The sequence below is a fragment of the Ralstonia mojiangensis genome (assembly GCF_023955645.1).
Lineage (GTDB): Bacteria > Pseudomonadota > Gammaproteobacteria > Burkholderiales > Burkholderiaceae > Ralstonia > Ralstonia mojiangensis.
On sequence record NZ_JAMXHU010000004.1, the window covers coordinates 635,129 to 654,494 of the forward strand.

General features: G+C 65.9%; 13 protein-coding genes. 7 read left to right on the forward strand and 6 right to left on the reverse strand.

Going from position 1 to position 19,366, the window contains the following annotated elements:
* Positions 1-2 precede the first annotated feature (2 nt).
* The 4 genes from NG898_RS19520 to NG898_RS19535 form a co-directional block, all read right to left on the reverse strand.
* Positions 3-1,751: a tannase/feruloyl esterase family alpha/beta hydrolase gene (locus NG898_RS19520; RefSeq protein ID WP_252693977.1), complete on the reverse strand. Its 1,749-nt coding sequence runs from the start codon at positions 1,749-1,751 to the stop codon at positions 3-5.
* Positions 1,752-1,811: 60 nt separating this feature from the next.
* The gene (locus NG898_RS19525) at positions 1,812-3,701 is read right to left on the reverse strand and encodes a feruloyl-CoA synthase (protein WP_252694169.1); all 1,890 of its coding nucleotides are present in this window, start codon (positions 3,699-3,701) and stop codon (positions 1,812-1,814) included.
* Positions 3,702-3,782: 81 nt separating this feature from the next.
* Complete coding sequence (locus tag NG898_RS19530) at positions 3,783-5,246, reverse strand: aldehyde dehydrogenase (RefSeq protein ID WP_252693978.1); 1,464 nt, start codon at positions 5,244-5,246, stop codon at positions 3,783-3,785.
* A gap of 33 nt (positions 5,247-5,279) precedes the next feature.
* Positions 5,280-6,113 carry a p-hydroxycinnamoyl CoA hydratase/lyase gene (locus NG898_RS19535; protein WP_065859218.1) on the reverse strand — a complete coding sequence of 278 codons (834 nt, stop codon included), beginning with the start codon at positions 6,111-6,113 and terminating at the stop codon, positions 5,280-5,282.
* 189 nt (positions 6,114-6,302) lie between these two features.
* On the opposite strand from NG898_RS19535, the gene NG898_RS19540 reads away from it, so the two are divergent.
* The 4 genes from NG898_RS19540 to NG898_RS19555 all read left to right on the forward strand — a co-directional run bounded on the left by NG898_RS19540 (position 6,303) and on the right by NG898_RS19555 (position 12,893).
* Positions 6,303-6,776, forward strand: coding sequence for a MarR family winged helix-turn-helix transcriptional regulator (locus NG898_RS19540; RefSeq protein ID WP_252693979.1), 474 nt, complete (start codon positions 6,303-6,305; stop codon positions 6,774-6,776).
* 162 nt (positions 6,777-6,938) lie between these two features.
* On the forward strand, positions 6,939-10,145 hold the full coding sequence (locus tag NG898_RS19545; protein WP_252693980.1) for an efflux RND transporter permease subunit: 3,207 nt from the start codon (positions 6,939-6,941) through the stop codon (positions 10,143-10,145).
* Positions 10,138-11,451 carry an efflux RND transporter periplasmic adaptor subunit gene (locus NG898_RS19550; RefSeq protein ID WP_252693981.1) on the forward strand — a complete coding sequence of 438 codons (1,314 nt, stop codon included), beginning with the start codon at positions 10,138-10,140 and terminating at the stop codon, positions 11,449-11,451. The genes NG898_RS19545 and NG898_RS19550 overlap by 8 nt, the downstream gene beginning before the upstream one ends.
* Positions 11,448-12,893 (forward strand): efflux transporter outer membrane subunit, encoded by a 1,446-nt coding sequence (locus NG898_RS19555; RefSeq protein WP_252693982.1) that lies wholly within the window; start codon positions 11,448-11,450, stop codon positions 12,891-12,893. Before NG898_RS19550 ends, NG898_RS19555 begins: the two co-directional genes overlap by 4 nt.
* 3 nt (positions 12,894-12,896) lie before the next feature.
* On the opposite strand, the gene NG898_RS19560 is transcribed toward NG898_RS19555, so the two are convergent.
* Entirely contained in the window at positions 12,897-13,811 is a 915-nt protein-coding gene (locus tag NG898_RS19560; protein ID WP_252693983.1) for a hypothetical protein, read from the reverse strand.
* Between the two features lie 359 nt (positions 13,812-14,170).
* Here NG898_RS19560 and NG898_RS19565 point away from each other — a divergent pair, with 359 nt between their 5' ends.
* Positions 14,171-15,853, forward strand: a complete 1,683-nt coding sequence (locus NG898_RS19565) for an N-acyl-D-amino-acid deacylase family protein (protein ID WP_252693984.1) — start codon at positions 14,171-14,173, stop codon at positions 15,851-15,853.
* Here the strand turns inward: NG898_RS19565 and NG898_RS19570 are convergent.
* Positions 15,769-16,422: a helix-turn-helix domain-containing protein gene (locus NG898_RS19570; protein ID WP_252693985.1), complete on the reverse strand. Its 654-nt coding sequence runs from the start codon at positions 16,420-16,422 to the stop codon at positions 15,769-15,771. The two genes, NG898_RS19565 and NG898_RS19570, sit on opposite strands and share 85 nt — an antisense overlap.
* A gap of 95 nt (positions 16,423-16,517) precedes the next feature.
* On the opposite strand from NG898_RS19570, the gene NG898_RS19575 reads away from it, so the two are divergent.
* The gene (locus NG898_RS19575; protein WP_252693986.1) at positions 16,518-17,810 is read left to right on the forward strand and encodes an MFS transporter; all 1,293 of its coding nucleotides are present in this window, start codon (positions 16,518-16,520) and stop codon (positions 17,808-17,810) included.
* An 11-nt stretch (positions 17,811-17,821) separates the two neighbouring features.
* A complete protein-coding gene (locus NG898_RS19580) occupies positions 17,822-19,345 on the forward strand; it encodes an amidase (protein ID WP_252693987.1) in 1,524 nt (507 codons plus the stop codon).
* Positions 19,346-19,366 lie beyond the last annotated feature (21 nt).

Genomic DNA, 19,366 nt, shown 5'->3' on the forward strand with positions numbered 1-19,366 from the left:
CGTCATTGGCAACTGAAGCTCGACGCGTCGTTGACGTTACCGGTGCCCGTATAGCGGGCGTTCTTCGGGTATGCGCACAGGGGGCGTGTGCGGTCGTGGCCAGCGGAATTCCAATCGCTGGGCACTTCGGTATTGGGCACGGCGTTGGCTGGGCCGCGCGCGGTGGCGACCACACTGTCAGGCGCCACGCCGTGTTCCACCCAGGCCACCAGCGGCGTGAGCATGTCGAACTGGTCAGCGGTTGGGCCGCCCGAGCAGTGGTTCATGCCGGGCACCGGATAGAAGCGCGCGAAGTTGCTGGCATCGCCGCCGTTGGCGGCTGCCAGGCGCTGGTACCAATCGGTCGTGTCGTCGGACGAGAACACCGGGTCGCTCGTGCCGTGATAGACCATCAGCTTGGCGCCGCGCCCCTTGAGCGTGCCGAGGTTGGTCTCATCGGGCGGCGTCATGAACGACCAGGCGGATTCGGTGTACGTGCCGTCGGTGGCGAAGATCTTCGGCGCGTCGGTGTCCATGTTGAACGCCAGGCCATACGCGATGAGCGACGTGATGGCGGACGCTGGCTGCGGCGTGGTCGTAAACACGAACGCCAGCGCTGCGGGATCCAGCTGGATCGAGTTGCCCTGCTTCCAGGCTGCCCAATTGCTGCCGCTGATACCGGCATCAAACGAAAAGCCCGAGTACAACGCCTGTCCTGCGCTGTTGTGCGCACCGGCAAACAGGTTGGCCATCACGGTCTTCTGCGCAGGTGTCAGGCAGGTGCCGTCGCGTGCGCCGGTGCAGGTCGGCACATCGTTGGCGAGGCTGAAGGCGGTCTGGCACGCCTTGAGGTTGTTGATCATGCCGTCGGTCGTACCGTCCAGCGCATCGCACTTGGCGAGCACATGGCTGGCCACCATGGCGCGCTCCGTGGCGCTCAGGGACGTGGTGATGTCTGGAAAGCCAGCGCTGGTGTTGGCCGTGGCCACCGTCGCCAGCTGCTGCGCGCTGTACACCTCATTGATGGCCGCTTTGGGCAGATGGAAGCCCGGGTCGCCGGCCACGATGCCGTCATACGCATTGGCCGAGCGCGCGGCAGCCACCATCGCGTGGCGCCCGCCGTTGGAGCACCCGCCAAAGTAGCTGCGGTCCGGCGTCTTGCCGTACACCTGCGCGATCATCGACTTGGCCATCGGCGTGAGCGTCGCGACGGCGTTGTAGCCGTAATCGAGGCGCGCCTGCGGGTCGCGACCGAACAGCGGCACCTGGCTGCCGTTATGCCCGGCATCCGAACTGATCACTGCAAACCCCGAGCCCAGCGCACTGCTGACGGGCCCGCCACCCAACGCGCCCAACGCGGTGGCCACCGAGCCATCCAGGCCGCCGTTGGCCTGATAGAAGAAACGACCATTCCACGCCTTGGGCAGGCGCATTTCAAAACCGATGGCGTAGGTCTTGCCGTCTACCGGGCTCACGCGGGTGTTCATGGTTCCGGTGATCAGGCAGTGCTCGGGCACGGCGTTGCCGCCCACGCTCAATGTGCCGGCGGCCACGGTGGAAATGGCGGTGATGCTGGTGTTGGCAAAACTCAGCTTGCCGGCAAAGCTCTCGCACGCGGTGGCGAGGGTCAAACCGGTGGCAGGCGTGAGCTGCGGCAACTGCGATGCTTGCGACGTTGATGCGTCGCCTGTGCTGTCGTCGTTGCAGCCGGCGCAGCTCAGCGCGAGGGCGAGCGCGGCCAGCGCCATGCCCCGTGACATGACGGTCTTCATGAGTCTCCTCCTGGGTGGATGAACCAGTCTTTGCCGGTTGGTCGTATTGCTGCGTTGGGATCAGCCCGCGCGGATCACAGCGGGATCGCCATCGCGATACAGCGTGTCGACCCGCTCTGCACGGTGGCTAAGCACGGCCCGCTGGTTGAGCGTGCCCTTGTCTGTGATCTCGCCCCGGTCCAGCGATGGGGGAGCGTCGAGCAAGAGCAGTCGCGCCACGCGCGTGGCGCTGCCGGTGGCGGTGGCATTCAGTTCATGCAGCAGCGTCGAAAACGCGGCATGCACGGCGGGGGCGGCCAGCACTTCCGCCACACTTGCGGTGGGCGGCAGGCCAGACAAGCCGCGGCATCGCTCCATTTGCGGAAACACCAGCAAACCGATGTCGTCACGGTTCATGCCGGCAATCACCACGTCCTGCACGTACGGCGCGCCCGACGCGATCACGCGGGCGCGCAACGGCCCCACGCTCACGAAGGTGCCGGAGCTGAGCTTGAAGTCCTCCGCGATGCGGCCATCGAAGACGAGGCCTTTCTCGGGGTGCTCCGGATCGTAGAAACGCAGCGCGTCACCGCTGCAGTAATAGCCGTCTTCGTCGAAGACCGGGGCGGCAGGCTCTTCGCCCAGGCGCCAATAGCCACGCATGACGTGCGGCCCGCGAAAGCGCGCCTCCAGCTTGTCGCCCACGGGCACGAGCTTGAGTTCGCACCCCGGTGCCGGCGTGCCGACGTAGCCCGAGCGCATGATCGGCGCGGTGGTGAACAGGCAGCACGGCGAGGTCTCGGTCATGCCCAGCCCGGCCATGATGCGGATGCGCTCGCCGCAGTGCTGGCCGGTCACGCGCTCCAGCCGGTCCCATGCCTCTTGCGACAGGCCGGCACCGCCAAAGAAGTAGAGCTTCACGCGCGAGAAGAAGGTCTCGCGCAGCGCCGGGTCCCGTTCCAGCGCCAGCGCGAGCTCTTCCCACCCCTTGGGCACGTTGAAATACGCGGTGGGTGCGATCTCGTGCAGATTGCGCAGCGTCTCGTCGAATTTGCCGGGCACAGGGCGGCCGTCGTCGATGTAAAGCGTGCCGCCGTTGTAGAGCACGATGCCAACGTTGTGGCTGCCGCCGAAGGTGTGGTTCCAGGGCAGCCAGTCCACCAGCACCGGCGGCTCCTTGGCAAATTCGGGAATGGTCTGGCGCAGCATCTGCTGGTTGCTGCACAGCATGCGGTGCGTGGTCGGCACAGCCTTGGGTGCGCGTGTCGAGCCGGAGGTGAACAGCACCTTGACCAACGTATCGGGGCCGGTTGCGGCCTGCGCGGCGTCTGCCGTCGTCACGGGCGTCTGCAGCAGCGTGTCGAAGGCTGTAGCGCTGCGTCTCGGCAGCACGCCGTCACGCGTGATGACCTCCACGCCCTCCGGCACCACCGCGTCGATGGCTTTAGCGAAGGCCGCGCCATCTGCCGCATAGACGAGCCCCGGTGTGAGCACGTCAAACACGTGGCGCAGCTTGCCGAAATCCGTCGACACCAATGCATACGGCGGCGACACCGGCGCATACGGCACGCCCGCCCACATGGCGCCCAGCGCCAGCTGCAGATGCTCAAGATCATTGCCGGACAGAATCGCCAGCGGGCGCTCGGTGGAGACACCGCGATCCAGCAGCGCCTGGCCGATGGCGCGGGCACGCTCCAGCATCTCGCGATACGTCAGCTTGATCCACGCGCCGTCCGCCCCTCGACGTGCAGCCAGCACACGGTCCGGATGGCGCTGCGCGCCCGCGACCAGGCAGTCGGTCATGCGTTGCGGATGCTCGGCAAGCGCCTCGGTATTGCGCACGTGCCAGACGGTGCCGTCGCGCGCGTCCGTCTCGCAACGCGCAGGTGCATCGCTCACGGCGACCTGCCTGTATGGGTGATCGGACACACCTGCCGGGGGCGGCGTGTGATGCCCGGTTTGAGCCTGCATTTCGACGTGATTCACGCCTTGTCTCCTGAATGCGCCGCCCGTTTTATGGTTGTGGTGGGCGGCTGCCGAACTTCAGATCGATTAAATCGGATAGTGCCGCGGCGTATTTTGCAAAGTAATCCAGCGCAGCTCGGTAAATTCCGCAATCGACGCCTTGCCGCCAAACCGGCCATAGCCGCTGCTCTTCACGCCGCCAAACGGCATCTGCGCCTCGTCGTGCACGGTGGGGCCGTTGATATGGCAGATGCCCGATTCGATACGCTGCGCAACCCGCATGGCGCGCGACACGTCGCGGCTGAACACGGCGGCCGACAAGCCGTATTCGCTGTCATTGGCCAGGCGGATCGCCTCTTCATCGCCATCCACGCGCGCCACCGTGACCACGGGGCCGAACGATTCCTCGTTGTACAGCCGCATGGCAGGCGTCACGCCATCCACGATGGCCGGCTGCACGATGGCGCCATCCATGTGCAAGCCGACGGGCAGCGCAGCGCCGTGCGCGCGGGCATCTTCCACTAGCGCCTGCACGCGCTTGGCCGCACCCACGCTCACCATCGCGCCCAGTTGCGCGGTGGCGTCGGTCGGGTCACCTGCGCGAAGCGTGCGCGCCTTCGCGGCCAGCTTGTCGACGAGGGCATCGGCAATCTTGCGATCGACGATGACGCGTTCGGTCGACATGCAGATCTGCCCCTGGTTGAAGAATGCTCCGAAGGCGATGCCGTCCACCGCGGCGTCGAGATCCGCATCGTCCAGCACCAGCACCGGCGCCTTGCCGCCCAGCTCAAGCAACGCGGGTTTCAGATGCCGCGCGGCGTGCTGCGCAATGATGCGCCCCACGTGCGTCGAGCCCGTGAAGTTCACACGCCGCACCGCCGGGTGAGCGATCAGGCGTTCCACCACCTGGGCGGCGTCGGCCGGGGCGTTGGTCACCACGTTGACCACGCCATCGCCCAGGCCAGCCTCTTGCAGCACGGTGCCGATGAGCCGGTGCACGCCCGGACACATCTCCGATGCCTTGAGCACGACCGTGTTGCCACACGCCAGCGGCATCGCAAGCGCGCGCGTGCCCAGGATCACCGGGGCGTTCCACGGCGCAATGCCGAGCACCACGCCGCACGGCTGGCGCACGGCCATCGCAAAGTTGCCCGGCACATCCGACGGGATGACACTGCCGTCGATCTGCGTGGTCATGGAGGCAGCTTCGCGCAGCATGTTGGCCGCCAGCATGACGTTGAAGCCGATCCAGTTGGGGCTGGCGCCGGTTTCGGCCGCACCGGCACGGATGAACGTCTCGGTGTGCTGGTCCATCAAGTCGGCCGCCTTGAGCAGGCGCTTGCGGCGCTCACCCGGCGGTAGCGCTGCCCACACAGGGAAGGCATCGGCGGCGGCCTGCACAGCGGCGTCCGCATCCTCCAGCGTGGCCGCCGCCGCACGCGAAGCGACCGCGTCGTTGACTGGGTTGCGGCGCTCGAAGGTGGCACCGTTTGCGGCTGGCCGGCTTTGACCGCCGATCAGCAGGGTCACAAGCTGAGTCACGTCAGGCATGGGTTCGTCTCCGGGGGCGTTGGAGGAGGCGGATCAGGCGCGCTTGTATGCCTGCAGACCCGGCTTGATCGACTTGTCATCCAGGAACTGCTTGAGGCCCTGCTCACGGCCGCCCTCCGGGTCCCGCAGCGTGGCCTGGTCGAGCTTGGCGTACAGGTAGTCCTCGTTCTGCTCCCACGTCAGCTCGCGGCTGCGCTTGAAGCCGTGCTTGGCGGCACGCAGCACCACCGGGTTCTTCTCCAGCAGCTTCTCGGCCAGTGCCACGGTGCGCGCACGCAGGTGGGCACGCGGCACGCTCTCGTTGACGAGGCCCATGGCGGCAGCCTGCTGGCCGGTGAAGGTCTCGCCGGTCATGATGTAGTAGAGCGCCTGGCGGTGGCCAACGGTATCGGCCATGGCCTTGCTGACGAGGTTGCCCGGCGGGATGCCCCAGTTGATTTCCGACAGGCCGAAGGTGGCCTCGTCTGCGGCAATCGCCAGATCGCACGCCACCAGCGGCGAGAACCCGCCACCGAAGCACCAGCCGTTGACCATCGCGATGGTCGGCTTGGCATACATGCGCAGCAGCTTCCATTGCCACTGGCAGGCATCGCGGCGGATCTTCTCTTGCAGGATCTCCGGGCCCGCGTCCACTTCGCGGAAGTATTCCTTCAGGTCCATGCCCGCCGTCCAGGCATCGCCCGCGCCGGTCAGCACCAGCACCTTGGCATCGGCATCCAGCTCCAGCGCTTCGAGCACCTGGATCATTTCCGAGTTGAGCGTCGGGCTCATGGCGTTGCGCTTCTCGGGGCGGTTGAACGTCACCCATGCAATGCCCTGGTCCACCTTCACGTCCACGGTCTGCCAGCGCCCTTGGTAATCAGCCATTTCCATCTCCTTGATCTGTCGGCTGCTTGAGACGCCCGCCGCCTTGTGTGTGCGGCGCGTCTCAGCTTGGTGCCCATTTAATATCAGGTAACCTGATATAACAAGGAGATTATCATTGCCGTAAACCCTGATCCGAACGACACGTAGCAGAATGTGCGCATCTGCATAGGTGCACACCCACTCACATCCATGGCGGCCACACGAACCAAACGCAACACACCTCAGCCCGCGCAAGACGGGGCCCCGGCAACGTCTGCCCGACTGCCCTACCTGATCGGCCGCACTGACCGCATCGTCAAGCGGCGCCTGGGCGAAGCGCTCGCCCCGCACGGGCTGACGGTGCCGCAATTCACGGCGCTGTCCGTGCTGCACGCGCGCGGCAGCCTGTCGAACGCGCAACTGGCGGAACGCTCGTTCATGTCGCCGCAATCGGCCAATGAAGTGGTGAAGACGATGGAAGCGCGGGGCTGGGTGACGCGCACGCCCGATCCGACGCACGGCCGCATCGTCATGCTGGGCCTGACCAACGAAGCGCTCGCACTGCTGGCGCTGTGCGACGAGGCCGTCAGCCGGCTGGAGAAGGAAATGCTGCAGGGAATCGACGTCGCGCACGCGGCATTGCTGCACGATCTGCTGCTGCAATGTGGGCGGAATCTGCGCTGAGCGGGCGCCTTCAGTTGCCCCGGCAGTCGCCGTTATTCAATGTAATAAAGTCTGATCATAGGAACATTCTGATCGACACCCCTCGGCGATAGAATGGCTGGTCGCCGCCGTTCGAGCGGCCTTCGCCCCCCCTTCAACGCACCGCGGTTCTGAAACGCCTCCATGTGGATTGTCCAACTCGCGCTGCGAAGGCCGCTGACGTTCATCGTCCTCGCCCTGCTGATCCTGCTGGCGACGCCGTTTACGCTGATGCGTACGCCCACGGACATCTTTCCGGAAATCGACATTCCGGTCGTCAGCATCATCTGGAACTACAACGGCCTGCCCGCCAAGGAGATGGCCGACCGCATCGTGTCTGTCACGGAGCGCAGCCTGACGACCACCGTCAACGACATCGAGCACATCGAGTCGCAATCGTTGAACGGCATCTCGATCGTCAAGGTGTTCTTCCAGCCGACGGCCAACATCCAGACCGCGCTGGCGCAGATCGTTTCGGTGTCACAGGCGCAGGTGCGTCAGTTGCCACCGGGGACGACTCCGCCGCTGATCATCAAGTATTCGGCGTCGAGCATTCCGATCCTGCAGTTGGGCCTGTCGAGCAACACGCTGTCGGAGCAGGAACTCAATGATGCGGCGCTGAACTTCCTGCGCCCGCGCCTGATCACGGTGCCCGGCATCGCCGTGCCGTTCCCGTATGGCGGCAAGAGCCGGCAGATCACGGTCGATCTCGACACGCAGAAGCTGCTGGCGCAGGGCCTGACCCCCGTGGACATCGTCAACGCGGTGGGCGCACAGAACCTGATCCTGCCGGCCGGTACGCAAAAGATCGACGCCACCGAATACGGCGTCACGCTCAACGGCACGCCGGGCAGCATCGCCGCGCTCAACGCAATTCCCGTCAAGACCAGCAACGGCGCCACGCTCTACTTGGGCGACGTGGCCCACGTGCGCGACGGTTTCTCGCCGCAGACCAACGTGGTGCGCCAGGATGGCCAGCGCGGTGTGCTGCTCTCCATCCTGAAGAACGGCGGCGCATCAACGCTGGATATCGTCAACAACATCCACAAGCTCCTGCCCGCCGCAGCAGCCGCGCTGCCGCAAGACTTGAAGATCACGCCCCTGTTCGATCAGTCGCTGTTCGTAAAGGCAGCCATTGAAGGCGTGATCCGGGAGGCGATCATTGCCGCGTGCCTGACGGCCGCGATGATCCTGCTGTTCCTCGGCAACTGGCGCAGCACGGCCATCATTGCTGTGTCGATTCCGCTGTCGATCCTCTCGTCGATCATCGTGCTGCACCTGATTGGCGAGACCATCAACCTGATGACGCTCGGCGGCCTGGCGCTCGCGGTCGGGATTCTGGTGGACGATGCCACTGTCACCATCGAGAACATCGAGCGCCACCTGCACGAAGGCAAGGAACCTGTTACCGCCATCCTGGACGGCGCCGCCGAGATTGCCGTGCCGGCCTTTGTGTCGACCCTGTGTATCTGCATCGTCTTCGTGCCGATGTTCTTCCTCACGGGCGTGGCGCGCTACCTGTTCGTGCCGATGGCCGAAGCAGTGATCTTCGCGATGCTGGCGTCGTATGTGCTGTCGCGCACGCTGGTGCCGACGCTGGTGATGATGCTCATGACCGGGCACACGCAAGACGCCAAGAAAGCCAACGCAAAACCGAGCACGTTCGGCCGCATCTATCGGGCGTTCAACACGCAGTTCGAACACATGCGCGGCAACTACGCCGCGATCCTGGGCGGCCTGCTGGAATACCGCCGCGTGTTCGCGCTGTCGTTCCTGGGCTTCTGCGTGGCATCGTGCGCGCTGTTCCTGGTGCTCGGCCGCGATTTCTTCCCGGATGTGGATGCGGGCCAGATCCGCCTGCACATGCGTGCACCGTCGGGCATGCGCATTGAGGAAACCGCGAGGCTGGCCGACGAGGTGGAAACGGCCATCCGCGAGATCATTCCCAAACAGGAGCTGTCGACCATCCTCGACAATCTGGGCGTGCCGAACTCGGGGATCAACCTGTCGTACAGCAACGCGGGCACCATCGGCACGCTGGATGGCGAAATCCTGATCGCCCTGCACGAAGGCGAGCGCAAACCCAGCGCCGAATACATCCGCCGCCTGCGCGAAGAATTGCCGAAGCGCTTTCCGGGCGTGGAATTCGCCTTCCAGCCTGCAGACATCGTCAGCCAGATCCTGAACTTCGGCCTGCCGTCGGCCATTGACGTGCAGTTCTCCGGCGCCGACGTGGCCACCAACAAGCAGCTCGCGGGCGTGCTGGCCAACCGCATCAAGCAGATTCCGGGCGCGGTGGATACACATGTGCACCAGCGCTTCGACCAGCCAACGCTGGCCTTGAACATGGACCGCACCCGCATCCAACAGGTGGGCCTGGAAGGGCGCGACGTCGCGCAGAACCTGCTGGTATCGCTCAGCTCAAGCTTCCAGACCTCGCCCACGTTCTGGCTGAACCCGATCAACGGGGTGGTGTATCAGGTTGCCGTCACAAGCCCGCAGTACCGCGTCGACTCCCTTGATGCACTGCTGCGCACGCCGGTGGCGGGCTCGCGCGGTGGCGCTGCTCAGGCGGGCGGGCCGCAGTTGCTGGGCAACCTCGTGCAGGTCAGCCCCGGGGTGCAGCCGCAGGTCGTCTCGCACTACGACATCACGCCCGTGGTGGATGTATACGCCGCCGTGCAGGGCCGCGACCTGGGCGCCGTCGCCAAGGAAGTGCAGAAAGCCGTTGACGACATCCGCCCCAAGCTGCCGCGCGGCGCGCAGGTCACGGTACGCGGCCAGGTGAAGACGATGGAATCGTCGTTCCTCGGCCTGGGCGTCGGACTGGTGATGGCGATCGTGCTGGTGTACCTGCTGATCGTCGTGAACTTCCAGTCGTGGATCGACCCGCTCATCATCGTGACTGCCCTGCCGGCAGCGTTGGCGGGCATCGCGTGGATGCTGTTCGTGACGGGGACCACGCTGTCGGTGCCGTCACTCACGGGCGCCATCATGACGATGGGCGTGGCGACGGCCAACTCGATTCTGTTGATCTCGTTTGCGCGTGAGCGATTGGCAGAAGGCATTGCGCCTGTGCAGGCCGCGCTGGAAGCGGGGGCCACCCGCCTGCGCCCGGTGCTGATGACGGCCCTGGCGATGATCATCGGCATGGTGCCCATGGCATTGGGCCTGGGCGAAGGCGCAGAACAGAACGCGCCGCTCGGGCGCGCGGTGATCGGCGGTCTGCTGTTCGCGACCGTCTCGACCCTCTTCTTTGTTCCGGTGGTGTTTGCCAGCGTGCACAACAGATTGCAGCGGCGCGCCGCCCGGCGTAGTCACGATTTGCGGGGAAGCGAAGGACATGTCTGAGCAAACATCCAGTGCCCATTCTGGGGCGCATTCTGGGCATCCAGCGGACGGCCCGCCCCACCACGTCGTCACGGTTGACCCGATCGAACAGGTCGACCGCGGCCCCGCCATGCGCCGGGCTCGCTGGGTCGTGATTGCCGTCGGGGTGGTGCTCGCGCTGGGCGCCGCGCGCACGCTGGTCGGCCGGTACTACAACGCGCATGCGCTGGAACGGCAGGTGAACGCGCAGACCAGCCGCTACGTCACCACCATCGCCCCCAAACCGGCCAGCGCCAACCGCGAACTGACGCTGCCGGGCACGCTGCAGGGCTACGTTGAATCGCCCATCTATGCGCGCACCAGCGGTTACGTGCTGCGGTGGTTCAAAGACATCGGTGCGCACGTCGACAAGGGCGAAGCGCTGGCGCTGCTCGACACGCCGGAAGTCGACCAGGAACTGAACCAGGCACAGGCGACACGCAATCAGGCCGCCGCCCGCAAGGCATTGGCGCAGACCTCGCTCACGCGCTGGCAGAACCTGCGCCAGAAAGACGCCGTCTCGCAACAGGAACTGGACGAGCGCACCAGCGCCGCCAATCAGGCCCAGGCCGACCTGGCTGCTGCTGAAGCCAACGTGCGCCGCCTGCAGGAACTGCAAGGTTTCCGCCGCGTGGTGGCCCCGTTTGCGGGTGTGGTGACCAAGCGCAATGTCGATGTGGGCGCGCTGGTCAATGCCGGCAACGCGGGCGCCAATCGCGAGCTGTTCACGCTTGCGCAGACCGACCCGCTGCGCATCTACCTCTATGTGCCGCAGGCGTATTCGCAACAGGTGAAGGTCGGGCAGGACGTGGCCGTGACGCTGGCTGAGCTGCCGGGCCAAACCTTCCACGGCACCATCGCGCGCGCCTCCGGCGCCATCGACGCCACCACGCGCACCATGCAGGTGGAAGTGCAGTTGCCTAACAAGGACGGGCGTCTGCTGCCCGGCGCCTATGTGCAGGTCGCCATCAAGGGCAAAGTCACCGGCGACGAAGCCGGCGCCAGCGCGAAGCCAGATGCACAGGTTGCCTTCACGGTGCCGACCAACACGCTGCTCTTCCGCAAGGAAGGCCCGCGCATTGCCGTGGCGGAAAACGGCCATGTGGACCTGCGCCCCGTCACCATCGGACGCGACTACGGCCGCACGGTTGAAATCGTCTCGGGCCTGAAAGCAACGGACGCGCTGATCCTCAACCCGGCCGATTCCATCGAGCAGGGCGAAGCGGTGACCATCGTCACGCCGGCCCCGGCATCAGCGCCCGCGGCTTCCGCGCCGCACGCATCATGACCCGGTTGCGCACCACCACGCTGGCGGCATCGATGATCGCCGCGCTGGCCGGTTGCTCGCTCGCGCCGACCTACGAGCGCCCGGCCATGGACGTGCCCGCGCACTGGCAAACCGAAGCGCCCTGGCGCGCCGCGCAACCCGCAGACGCCGCGCCCAAAGGGCCATGGTGGCAGCGCTTCAACGATCCGCAGCTCGACAAGCTCGTCACACAGGCGCTGGCGCACAACCAATCGCTCAAGGTCGCGTTATCGAACCTGGAGCAGGCACAGGCTCAGACGCGCGTGGCCCGCGCAAGCCTGTTGCCGACCATCACAGCCACCAACAACGACACGCGTACGCGCACGTCGTCGGAACGGCCGCTCTCTTCATACACGAGCCCGACGATGTCGACGGTGCAGAGCGATTTCGTCCTGCGCGCCGACGCGAGCTATGAAGCCGATCTGTTCGGCCGCGTGCGCAACACCGTCGCCAACGCCGCCGCAACTGAAGAGCAGGCCGGCGCCAATCTCGAGAACTTCCGCCTGCTGCTCGCCGCGCAGGTCGCAACCACCTGGTACAACCTGCGCGAGACCGATGCGGAAATCGCCGTGGTGCAGGAAGGTCTGGCGCTGCAGCGCAAGGCGCTCGATTTCGTTACCTCGCGACATCAGGACGGCGTGGCGTCGGGGCTTGATCTGGCCCAGCAACAGGCGCTGGTGGACAGCACCGCCACGCAGGCCGAACTGCTGACCAAGCAACGCGCGCAGTACGAACACGCGCTGGCTACGCTGGTCGGTACACCGGCACCGGCCTTTCATCTCGACCCTGCACCGCTTGCGGGCACCGCGCCGCAGATTCCGGTGGCGCTGCCTTCCGACGTGATCGAACGCCGCCCGGACGTCGCCGCCGCTGAACGGGGCGCTGCTGCCGCCAACGCGCAAGTCGGCGTGGCGCGCGCTGCGTTCTTCCCGAGCGTGATGCTCAACGGCGGTGCCGGTTGGGAAAGCCGCGATCTTGCGCTGTTGTTTTCTGCGCCCACGCTGCTGTGGTCGTTCGGCACACAGATCGCCCAGACGGTGTTCGACGCCGGCCGCACGCGGGCGCGTGTGGACTTTGCCAACGCGGCCTACCAGGGCGCGATCGCCAACTACCGGCAGACGGTGCTGGGCGCGTTGCAGGAAGTCGAGGACGGTCTTGCGGGGCTGCAATCGCTGGACCGTGCGGCAAACCAGGCGCGCCATGCCGTCGAAAGCGCCCGCAAGGTCTACGACATTGCGAGCGTGCGCTACGAGGGCGGGCTCGCAACCTCGTTGGACGTGATCACCGCGCAGCAATCGCTGCTGAACAACCAGCGCACGGCCGTGCAGATTCTCGGCCAGCAGATGACGACGAGCGTGTTCCTCGTCAAGGCGGTGGGTGGCGACTGGAACCACGTCGCAGCCGCGCCGGCGGCCACGCGGTAGGCATCAGGCAACGCGGCGCAGGAAACTCGCGCCAACAAAGAGGCCGCCCAGCCAGCTCAGCGTGAGCGCCACGGCAACGAGCAGTTCAAGCAGATCGGTGCCATCGCCAGGCACGCGCAGCGCCAGCGCAATCACCGCAGTCATCAGCACGCCCGCAGCCAGCACGCTCACAAGCAGCGCACCAAGCCCGGTCGACAACGTGCGCACGATCGGCGGATGGACATGCGCCGGCGGACACAGCTCAGACATGCGGGCGCGCACATAGGCCGCCGTGCGGGTGCCGTCGGTGGCATCGGCGTGATGCCGCATCACGTGCATCCAGGTTCGGGTGTCCAGCACCCCGGAACTCAGTTCCTGTGCAACGCGGCGCAGGGCTGCGCGCTCGCGCGCGTGGTCGGTGGCGTCAGAGGGCGTTTCATTGGGGGCGGGCTTGTCGAACACGGCCGGTGCTGCAGCAGGATCGGTCAGCCGCACCTCATGCCGATAGGTCACGCGCACGCGGCGCGAAAACCAGATGTACGCTGCCGAGCCGATGAGCAGCAGCGCCTCGGCCGCCAGCAGCAGCATGATCGGCATGCGCCCTGCCGTGCCGCCGGAGGCTTGTGTCGTCCAGGCATGAATGCCGCCGCTCATGGCCAGCGTGGCTAGCAACTGGAGCACGCTGTATCCGAGCCACACCATCGGAAACCAGCGCAGGCGCAGGAAGGCCAGGGTAACGAGCCCCAGCGGGAAGACGAGCCCAGCCAGTGCCGGCGCCGCCCGGGCTGGCCCACCGTTGGCCTCGCCGAGCGTGAGCATCATGCCCATCGCCAGCACGATCGCCAGCGCTGGCAGCGTGTTCAGCCACAGCAGCGTCACGAGCCAGCCGCGCACGCCGTACAGGCGATGCGCCCGTGCGCGCGCCGCCGAAATTGCCATCCAACTCTCTTGCATGAAGCTCCCCGACCGGGTCTGCCATACGTCGCATGTGGCGCAGCATGACTTCTGAATTTTCGCGATTGTGTCACCGGGGCAAGTCAGTTGCCCCCCTCCAAAGTGGGGACAGCCGCACATTGTCGCCAATGTCTGGCCACATCCAATGCTGGCAAGGCTTTGCGGGTGATTAGTTGTTCTTGACTCAGATATTGAAAACGCTGAGTGTTGTATTGGCGCCTGCGCGCAAGCGCTCCAGCACCGCGAGCCCCTGCATGTCCGCTCCGCATACTGGGCCGAACCATTTGCATGTCATGTGGGCAACCAGGCTCCTTACACTCGCTGCAAACCACAAGGAAGCCGATATGCGCCCACACCGTCTGCCGCAGTGCTTGCTGTTCGCCCTCACCCTGAGCCTTGCGCTCGCCGGCGCCGCCAGTGCCGCGCCGGGGCCTGAACCGGTCGACATCCTGATCCGCAACGGCACCGTGGTCGATGGTAGCGGTGGCGCGCCGTTCGTGGCTGACGTAGGCATCCGCCACGACCGCATCGTGCTGGTGCAGCCCTCCGCCGCGGGCGTGCAGGCGAAGACGGTGCTCGATGCGCGCGGGCTGGTGGTGGCGCCGGGCTTTATTGATCCGCATACGCACGCCTATCACAACCTCGTCTCCAAAGACCGTCACCAGAACTTGCCCTATCTGCTGCAGGGCGTGACGACGGTGGTGATCGGTAATGATGGCATCGTGCTCGAAGCCGACGGGCCGGACCTCGATCGCATCGGGCCGACGCTCAAGGCACTGGAAGCCAATCGCATCGGCACCAACGTGGCCATGCTGGTGGGCCACAACGCCGTGCGCCACCGCGTGATGGGCGACGTGGACCGCGCCCCCACCGCTGACGAACTCAAAGCCATGCAGAGCCTGATGGAAGACGGCATGCGCGACGGCGCATTTGGCATGTCGACGGGCCTCGTGTACACGCCCGGCGTATTCGCCAAAACGGACGAGGTGGTGGCGCTGGCCAAGACGGTGGCCGTGCGGGGCGGCATCTACGACACGCACCTGCGCGATGAGGGCAACTTCCGCACTGGCCTTGTCAACGCGGTGAAAGAGGCGCTGGACATCGGCCGGCAGTCGGGCATCCCGATCCACATCTCGCACATCAAGGCGCTGGGTGTGGATTCTTGGGGCAAGAGCGCGGAGGTCGTTGGGCTGATGCGCGAAGCGCAGGCCAGCGGCATGAACGTATCGGCAAGCCAATATCCGTACACAGCGTCTAGCACGCACATCATTCCGGCGCTGGTGCCGGGCTGGGCACGCGACGGCGGCAACGTTGCGCTGCTCAAGCGGCTGGAAGACCCGGCCATGCGTGCGCGCATTGCGGCCGATATGGAAAAGGCCATGCAGCAGCGCAACGGGCCGGCGGCGCAGGTGCTGATCTCCACCAACCCCGAATACAACGGGCAATCGCTCGAAGCGCTGGGCAAGAAGCTGGGCGTGAGCCCTGTCGATGCGGCCATCAGCGTGATCCAGCACGGCGGCACGAACATCGTGTCGTTCAACATGAGCGACGCCGATCTGGAAGCGTTCATGAAGCAGGACTTCGTGGTGGGTGGCTCCGACGGCATTGCCGGGCACCCGCGTGAGGCCGGCACCTTCGCGCGCCGCATCGGCGAATACGTGACGCGCAAACACGTGATGACGCTGCCGTTTGCCGTTCGCCAGACCAGCGCGCGCACCGCTGAGATCTTCGGCATCAAAGACCGCGGCACTGTGGAGGCAGGCAAGTTTGCCGACTTGGTCATCTTCGACCCCGCCACTTACGCCGACCGTGCGAGCTATGAACAGCCGGGGCTGCCGCCCGTGGGCGTGCGCTGGGTGCTGGTCAACGGCACGGTGGCGGTGGCCGACGGCAAGGCTGTGCCGGATGTTCTGGCGGGCCGGGCCCTACGCAAGCCAGCCGTTCAGATCACGTCGCCAAGTTCGCGCACATCGGTGCCGGTGCAGCACGCGAGTATCTCGGCAGGCTCTTCGCTGACGGACAGATAGACATGCCCGACTGCGCTGTCGAAGTACAGGCTGTCGCCGGGTGCCAGTCGAAAGGCGTCGCCGTTTTCGAAGCGCAGTTCGATCTCGCCGCCCAGCACAAAGACGAATTCTTCGCCGGGGTGGCGGATGTAATCCGGAAAATCATCGACCGAGCGTGCGCGGATGTGCGCGCGCATCGGCAACATGCGTTTACCGGTCAGCGCGTCGGCCAGCATGCCGTATTCGTAATTCGGCGTGTCATAGATGACCTGGCCGCCCGAGGGCGTGAAGGTCGGACGTAATGGTCCGGCATCCGGCGTGCGGCGCCGGCCGAGCAGTTGCTCGAACTCCAGCCCGAGCGCCTGCGCCAGCCCGGCGAACTTTTCATACGTCAGTGCAATGTCGCCGCGCTCGGCCTTGGAGATGGTGGACAGCGCCACGCCAGAGCGCTCCGACAGCTCTTGGAGCGTCAGCCCGCGCGCCTTGCGTGCCTCGCGAATGCGCGCGCCCACCTCCTGGTGATTGAGTTGCGCCGGTGCCTCTTCAATAGGTGGATGGGGCTGGATAGCCGCTTTTGCGCTGGATGCCACGCACGTCTCCGGGTTTTCTCGTATACGAGAATTTGATTTTTCTCGTATACGATAACTCAAACCCTCCCCAGCCTCCAACCTAGGAGAGCAGCCCCGTGTCGACACTCGCCCTCGACAGCCGCCCCGCGCTGTCACGCACGCAAGTCATTACCGCCACCACCATCGGCACAGCGCTGGAGTTCTACGACTTCACCATCTACAGCTACTTCGCCATCCAGATCGGGCAACTGTTCTTTCCATCGGCATCGCCGGTGAACCAGTTCCTCCTGTCGATCGGGGTGTTTGGCGTGGGCTTTGTGGTGCGGCCGCTGGGCGGCGTCATCATCGGTGCCTATGCTGACCGCGTCGGCCGCAAGAAGGCGATGGTGCTGACCATCATGATGATGGCGCTGTCGTGCGCGCTCATCGCCACGGCGCCCACGTACGCCACGGCCGGCATCTTCGCGCCGATGATCGTGCTGGCCGCGCGCCTGATGCAGGGCTTTGCAGCAGGCGGTGAGTTCGGGCCCGGCACCACGCTGCTGGTCGAATACGCAAGCGACCGCACGCGGGCATTCTTTGCGAGCTGGAACTTTGCGGCAACCGCACTGGGGCTCGCACTGGGCGCGGCAGTCGCCACGCTCATCAACGTGACGCTCTCCAAGGAAGCGGTGCTCGCCTGGGGCTGGCGGCTGCCGTTCCTGCTGGGCATTTTTGCGGCCCCGGCCGGCATGCTGATCCGCCGCCGGCTGGAAGAAACACTCGACCGCCGCGATGCGGCGCCCGGCCACGTCAAACCGCAGGGTGCCCTCAAGGCCGCACTGACCACGCATCTGAAGCTGACCATTCTCGGCACCTTTGCGGAGCTGGGCGGCTCGGTGTCGGTGTACATCACCGCGTTCTTCCTGCCGAGCCACGCGGTGCGCACGCTGCATATGTCACCCACGGCAGCGGTGGCCTCCGGCGTGGTCAGCTCACTCGTCCTGTTTGTGGCCGCACCGATTGCCGGGCGCCTGGCCGATCGCTACACCCGCAAGCGCTTGCTGGTCACCTCGCGCATCATCATGCTGCTGGCGGTGTACCCGGCGTTTGCCTTCCTGGGCGCGCATCCAACGCCGCTGGCGCTGTACGCGGTATCCGCATTGCTGGCGGTGTTCGTAGCCGCGCAGATCGTGCCCGTGCTGGTGATGATCCCGGAGCTGTTTCCCAAGCATGTACGCGCCACCGGCATTGCGCTCACGTATGTGGTGAGCGCATCGTTCTTCGGCGGGTTCTCGCCGTTCATTGCGAGCTGGCTGGTGGAGCGCACGGGCAACCCGCTGGCACCGGCCTGGTATGTGGCTGCAGCATGCCTGGTGTCACTGGTGCCGGTGATCTGGCTGCGTGACCGCACGGGCGAAGCGCTTTAAAGGGAATGTTCATGTCGCACAACGACACACTCGTCAGCCGTTCTGCAGTGGAACTGCGCCGGCTGATCGGCGCCAAGGAAATCTCGCCCGTCGAGTTGCTCGACGCCTGCATCGAGCGGATCGAAGCCATCAACCCAGCCGTGAATGCCGTCACAGCGACGTGCTTTCCGCAGGCACGCGAAGCCGCAAAAGCCGCAGAGCGCGCCGTGCTCAATGGCGAACCGCTCGGCCTGCTGCATGGCCTGCCGCTGGGCGTGAAGGATCTTGAAGACACCGCCGGCCTGCTCACCACGTACGGCTCGCCCACCGCGCGCAGCAATGTGCCGATGCAGGATGTGTTGCTGGTCGAGCGCCTGCGCGCTGCGGGCGCAGTGCTGGTGGCAAAGACCAACGTGCCGGAGTTCGGTGCCGGCGCCAACACGCGCAACCCGGTGTGGGGCGCAACAGGCAACCCGTTCAACCCGATGCTGAATGCGGGCGGCTCATCGGGCGGCGCGGCAGCGGCGCTGGCGTGCGACATGCTGCCCGTCTGCACCGGCTCCGACACCGGCGGCTCGCTGCGCATTCCGGCCTCCAAATGCGGTGTGGTCGGCTTTCGGCCATCGCCGGGGCTGGTGCCGAATTCGCGCAAGAAACTCGGCTGGACACCCATTTCGGTGGTTGGCCCGATGGGGCGCACGGTGGCCGAAGCCTGCCTGCAACTGGCCGCCACGGCGGGTCTGTCGGCGAGCGATCCGCTCAGCTTTCACGTCGATCCACTGAGCTTTGCCACGCCCGCGCCCGTCGATCTGTCCTCGCTGCGCGTCGGCTGGACGGAAGACTTCGGCTGCTGCGATGTCGATGCCAGCATCCGCGCGGTCTTCCGCGAGCGCATTGCCGCCATCGCGCCGATGTTCCAATCGTGCGAACCCGTGCAGTTCGATCTGGGCGAGGTGCATCGCTGCTTTGACGTGATCCGCGCAGAGAGCTTTGTGGCCGGCCTGCACGATGCCTATACGCGTGACCCGGCCTCGATTGGCCCCAACTCGCGCGCCAACTACGAGCTGGGCGCCGCGATGACGCTTGCCGATTGTGCGTGGGCCCAGGCGGAACAGACACGCATTCTCCAGCGCTTCCAGGGGGCGTTCGGCCAGTTCGACGTGATCCTGTCGCCGACGACGCCGGTGTCGCCGTTTCCGTGGAGCGAGCTGTATGCCACGCACATCGACGGCCACGCGCAGGAGAACTATTACCGCTGGCTGGCGCTGACGTACGTCGTCACGCTGACCACGCACCCGGCGATCTCATTGCCATGCGGTGTTGACCACGCTGGCATGCCGTTCGGCCTGCAGATCGTCGGGCCGTTCCACGGCGACCGCAAGACGCTTGCCGTGGCGCATGCGCTCGAGCAGGCTTTCGACGCGTCTGCTACGCTGCGGCGGCCGCGTCCGGACCTCACCAAGCTCACGCAGCCGACGCCGGCACTCCAATCCATCGTCACCGCACCGCCGGTGTTCGATGCCGCCACGAGCGGCATGGGCACCTCGGCCGTCTGAACCTATAACAACCTCCTCGAC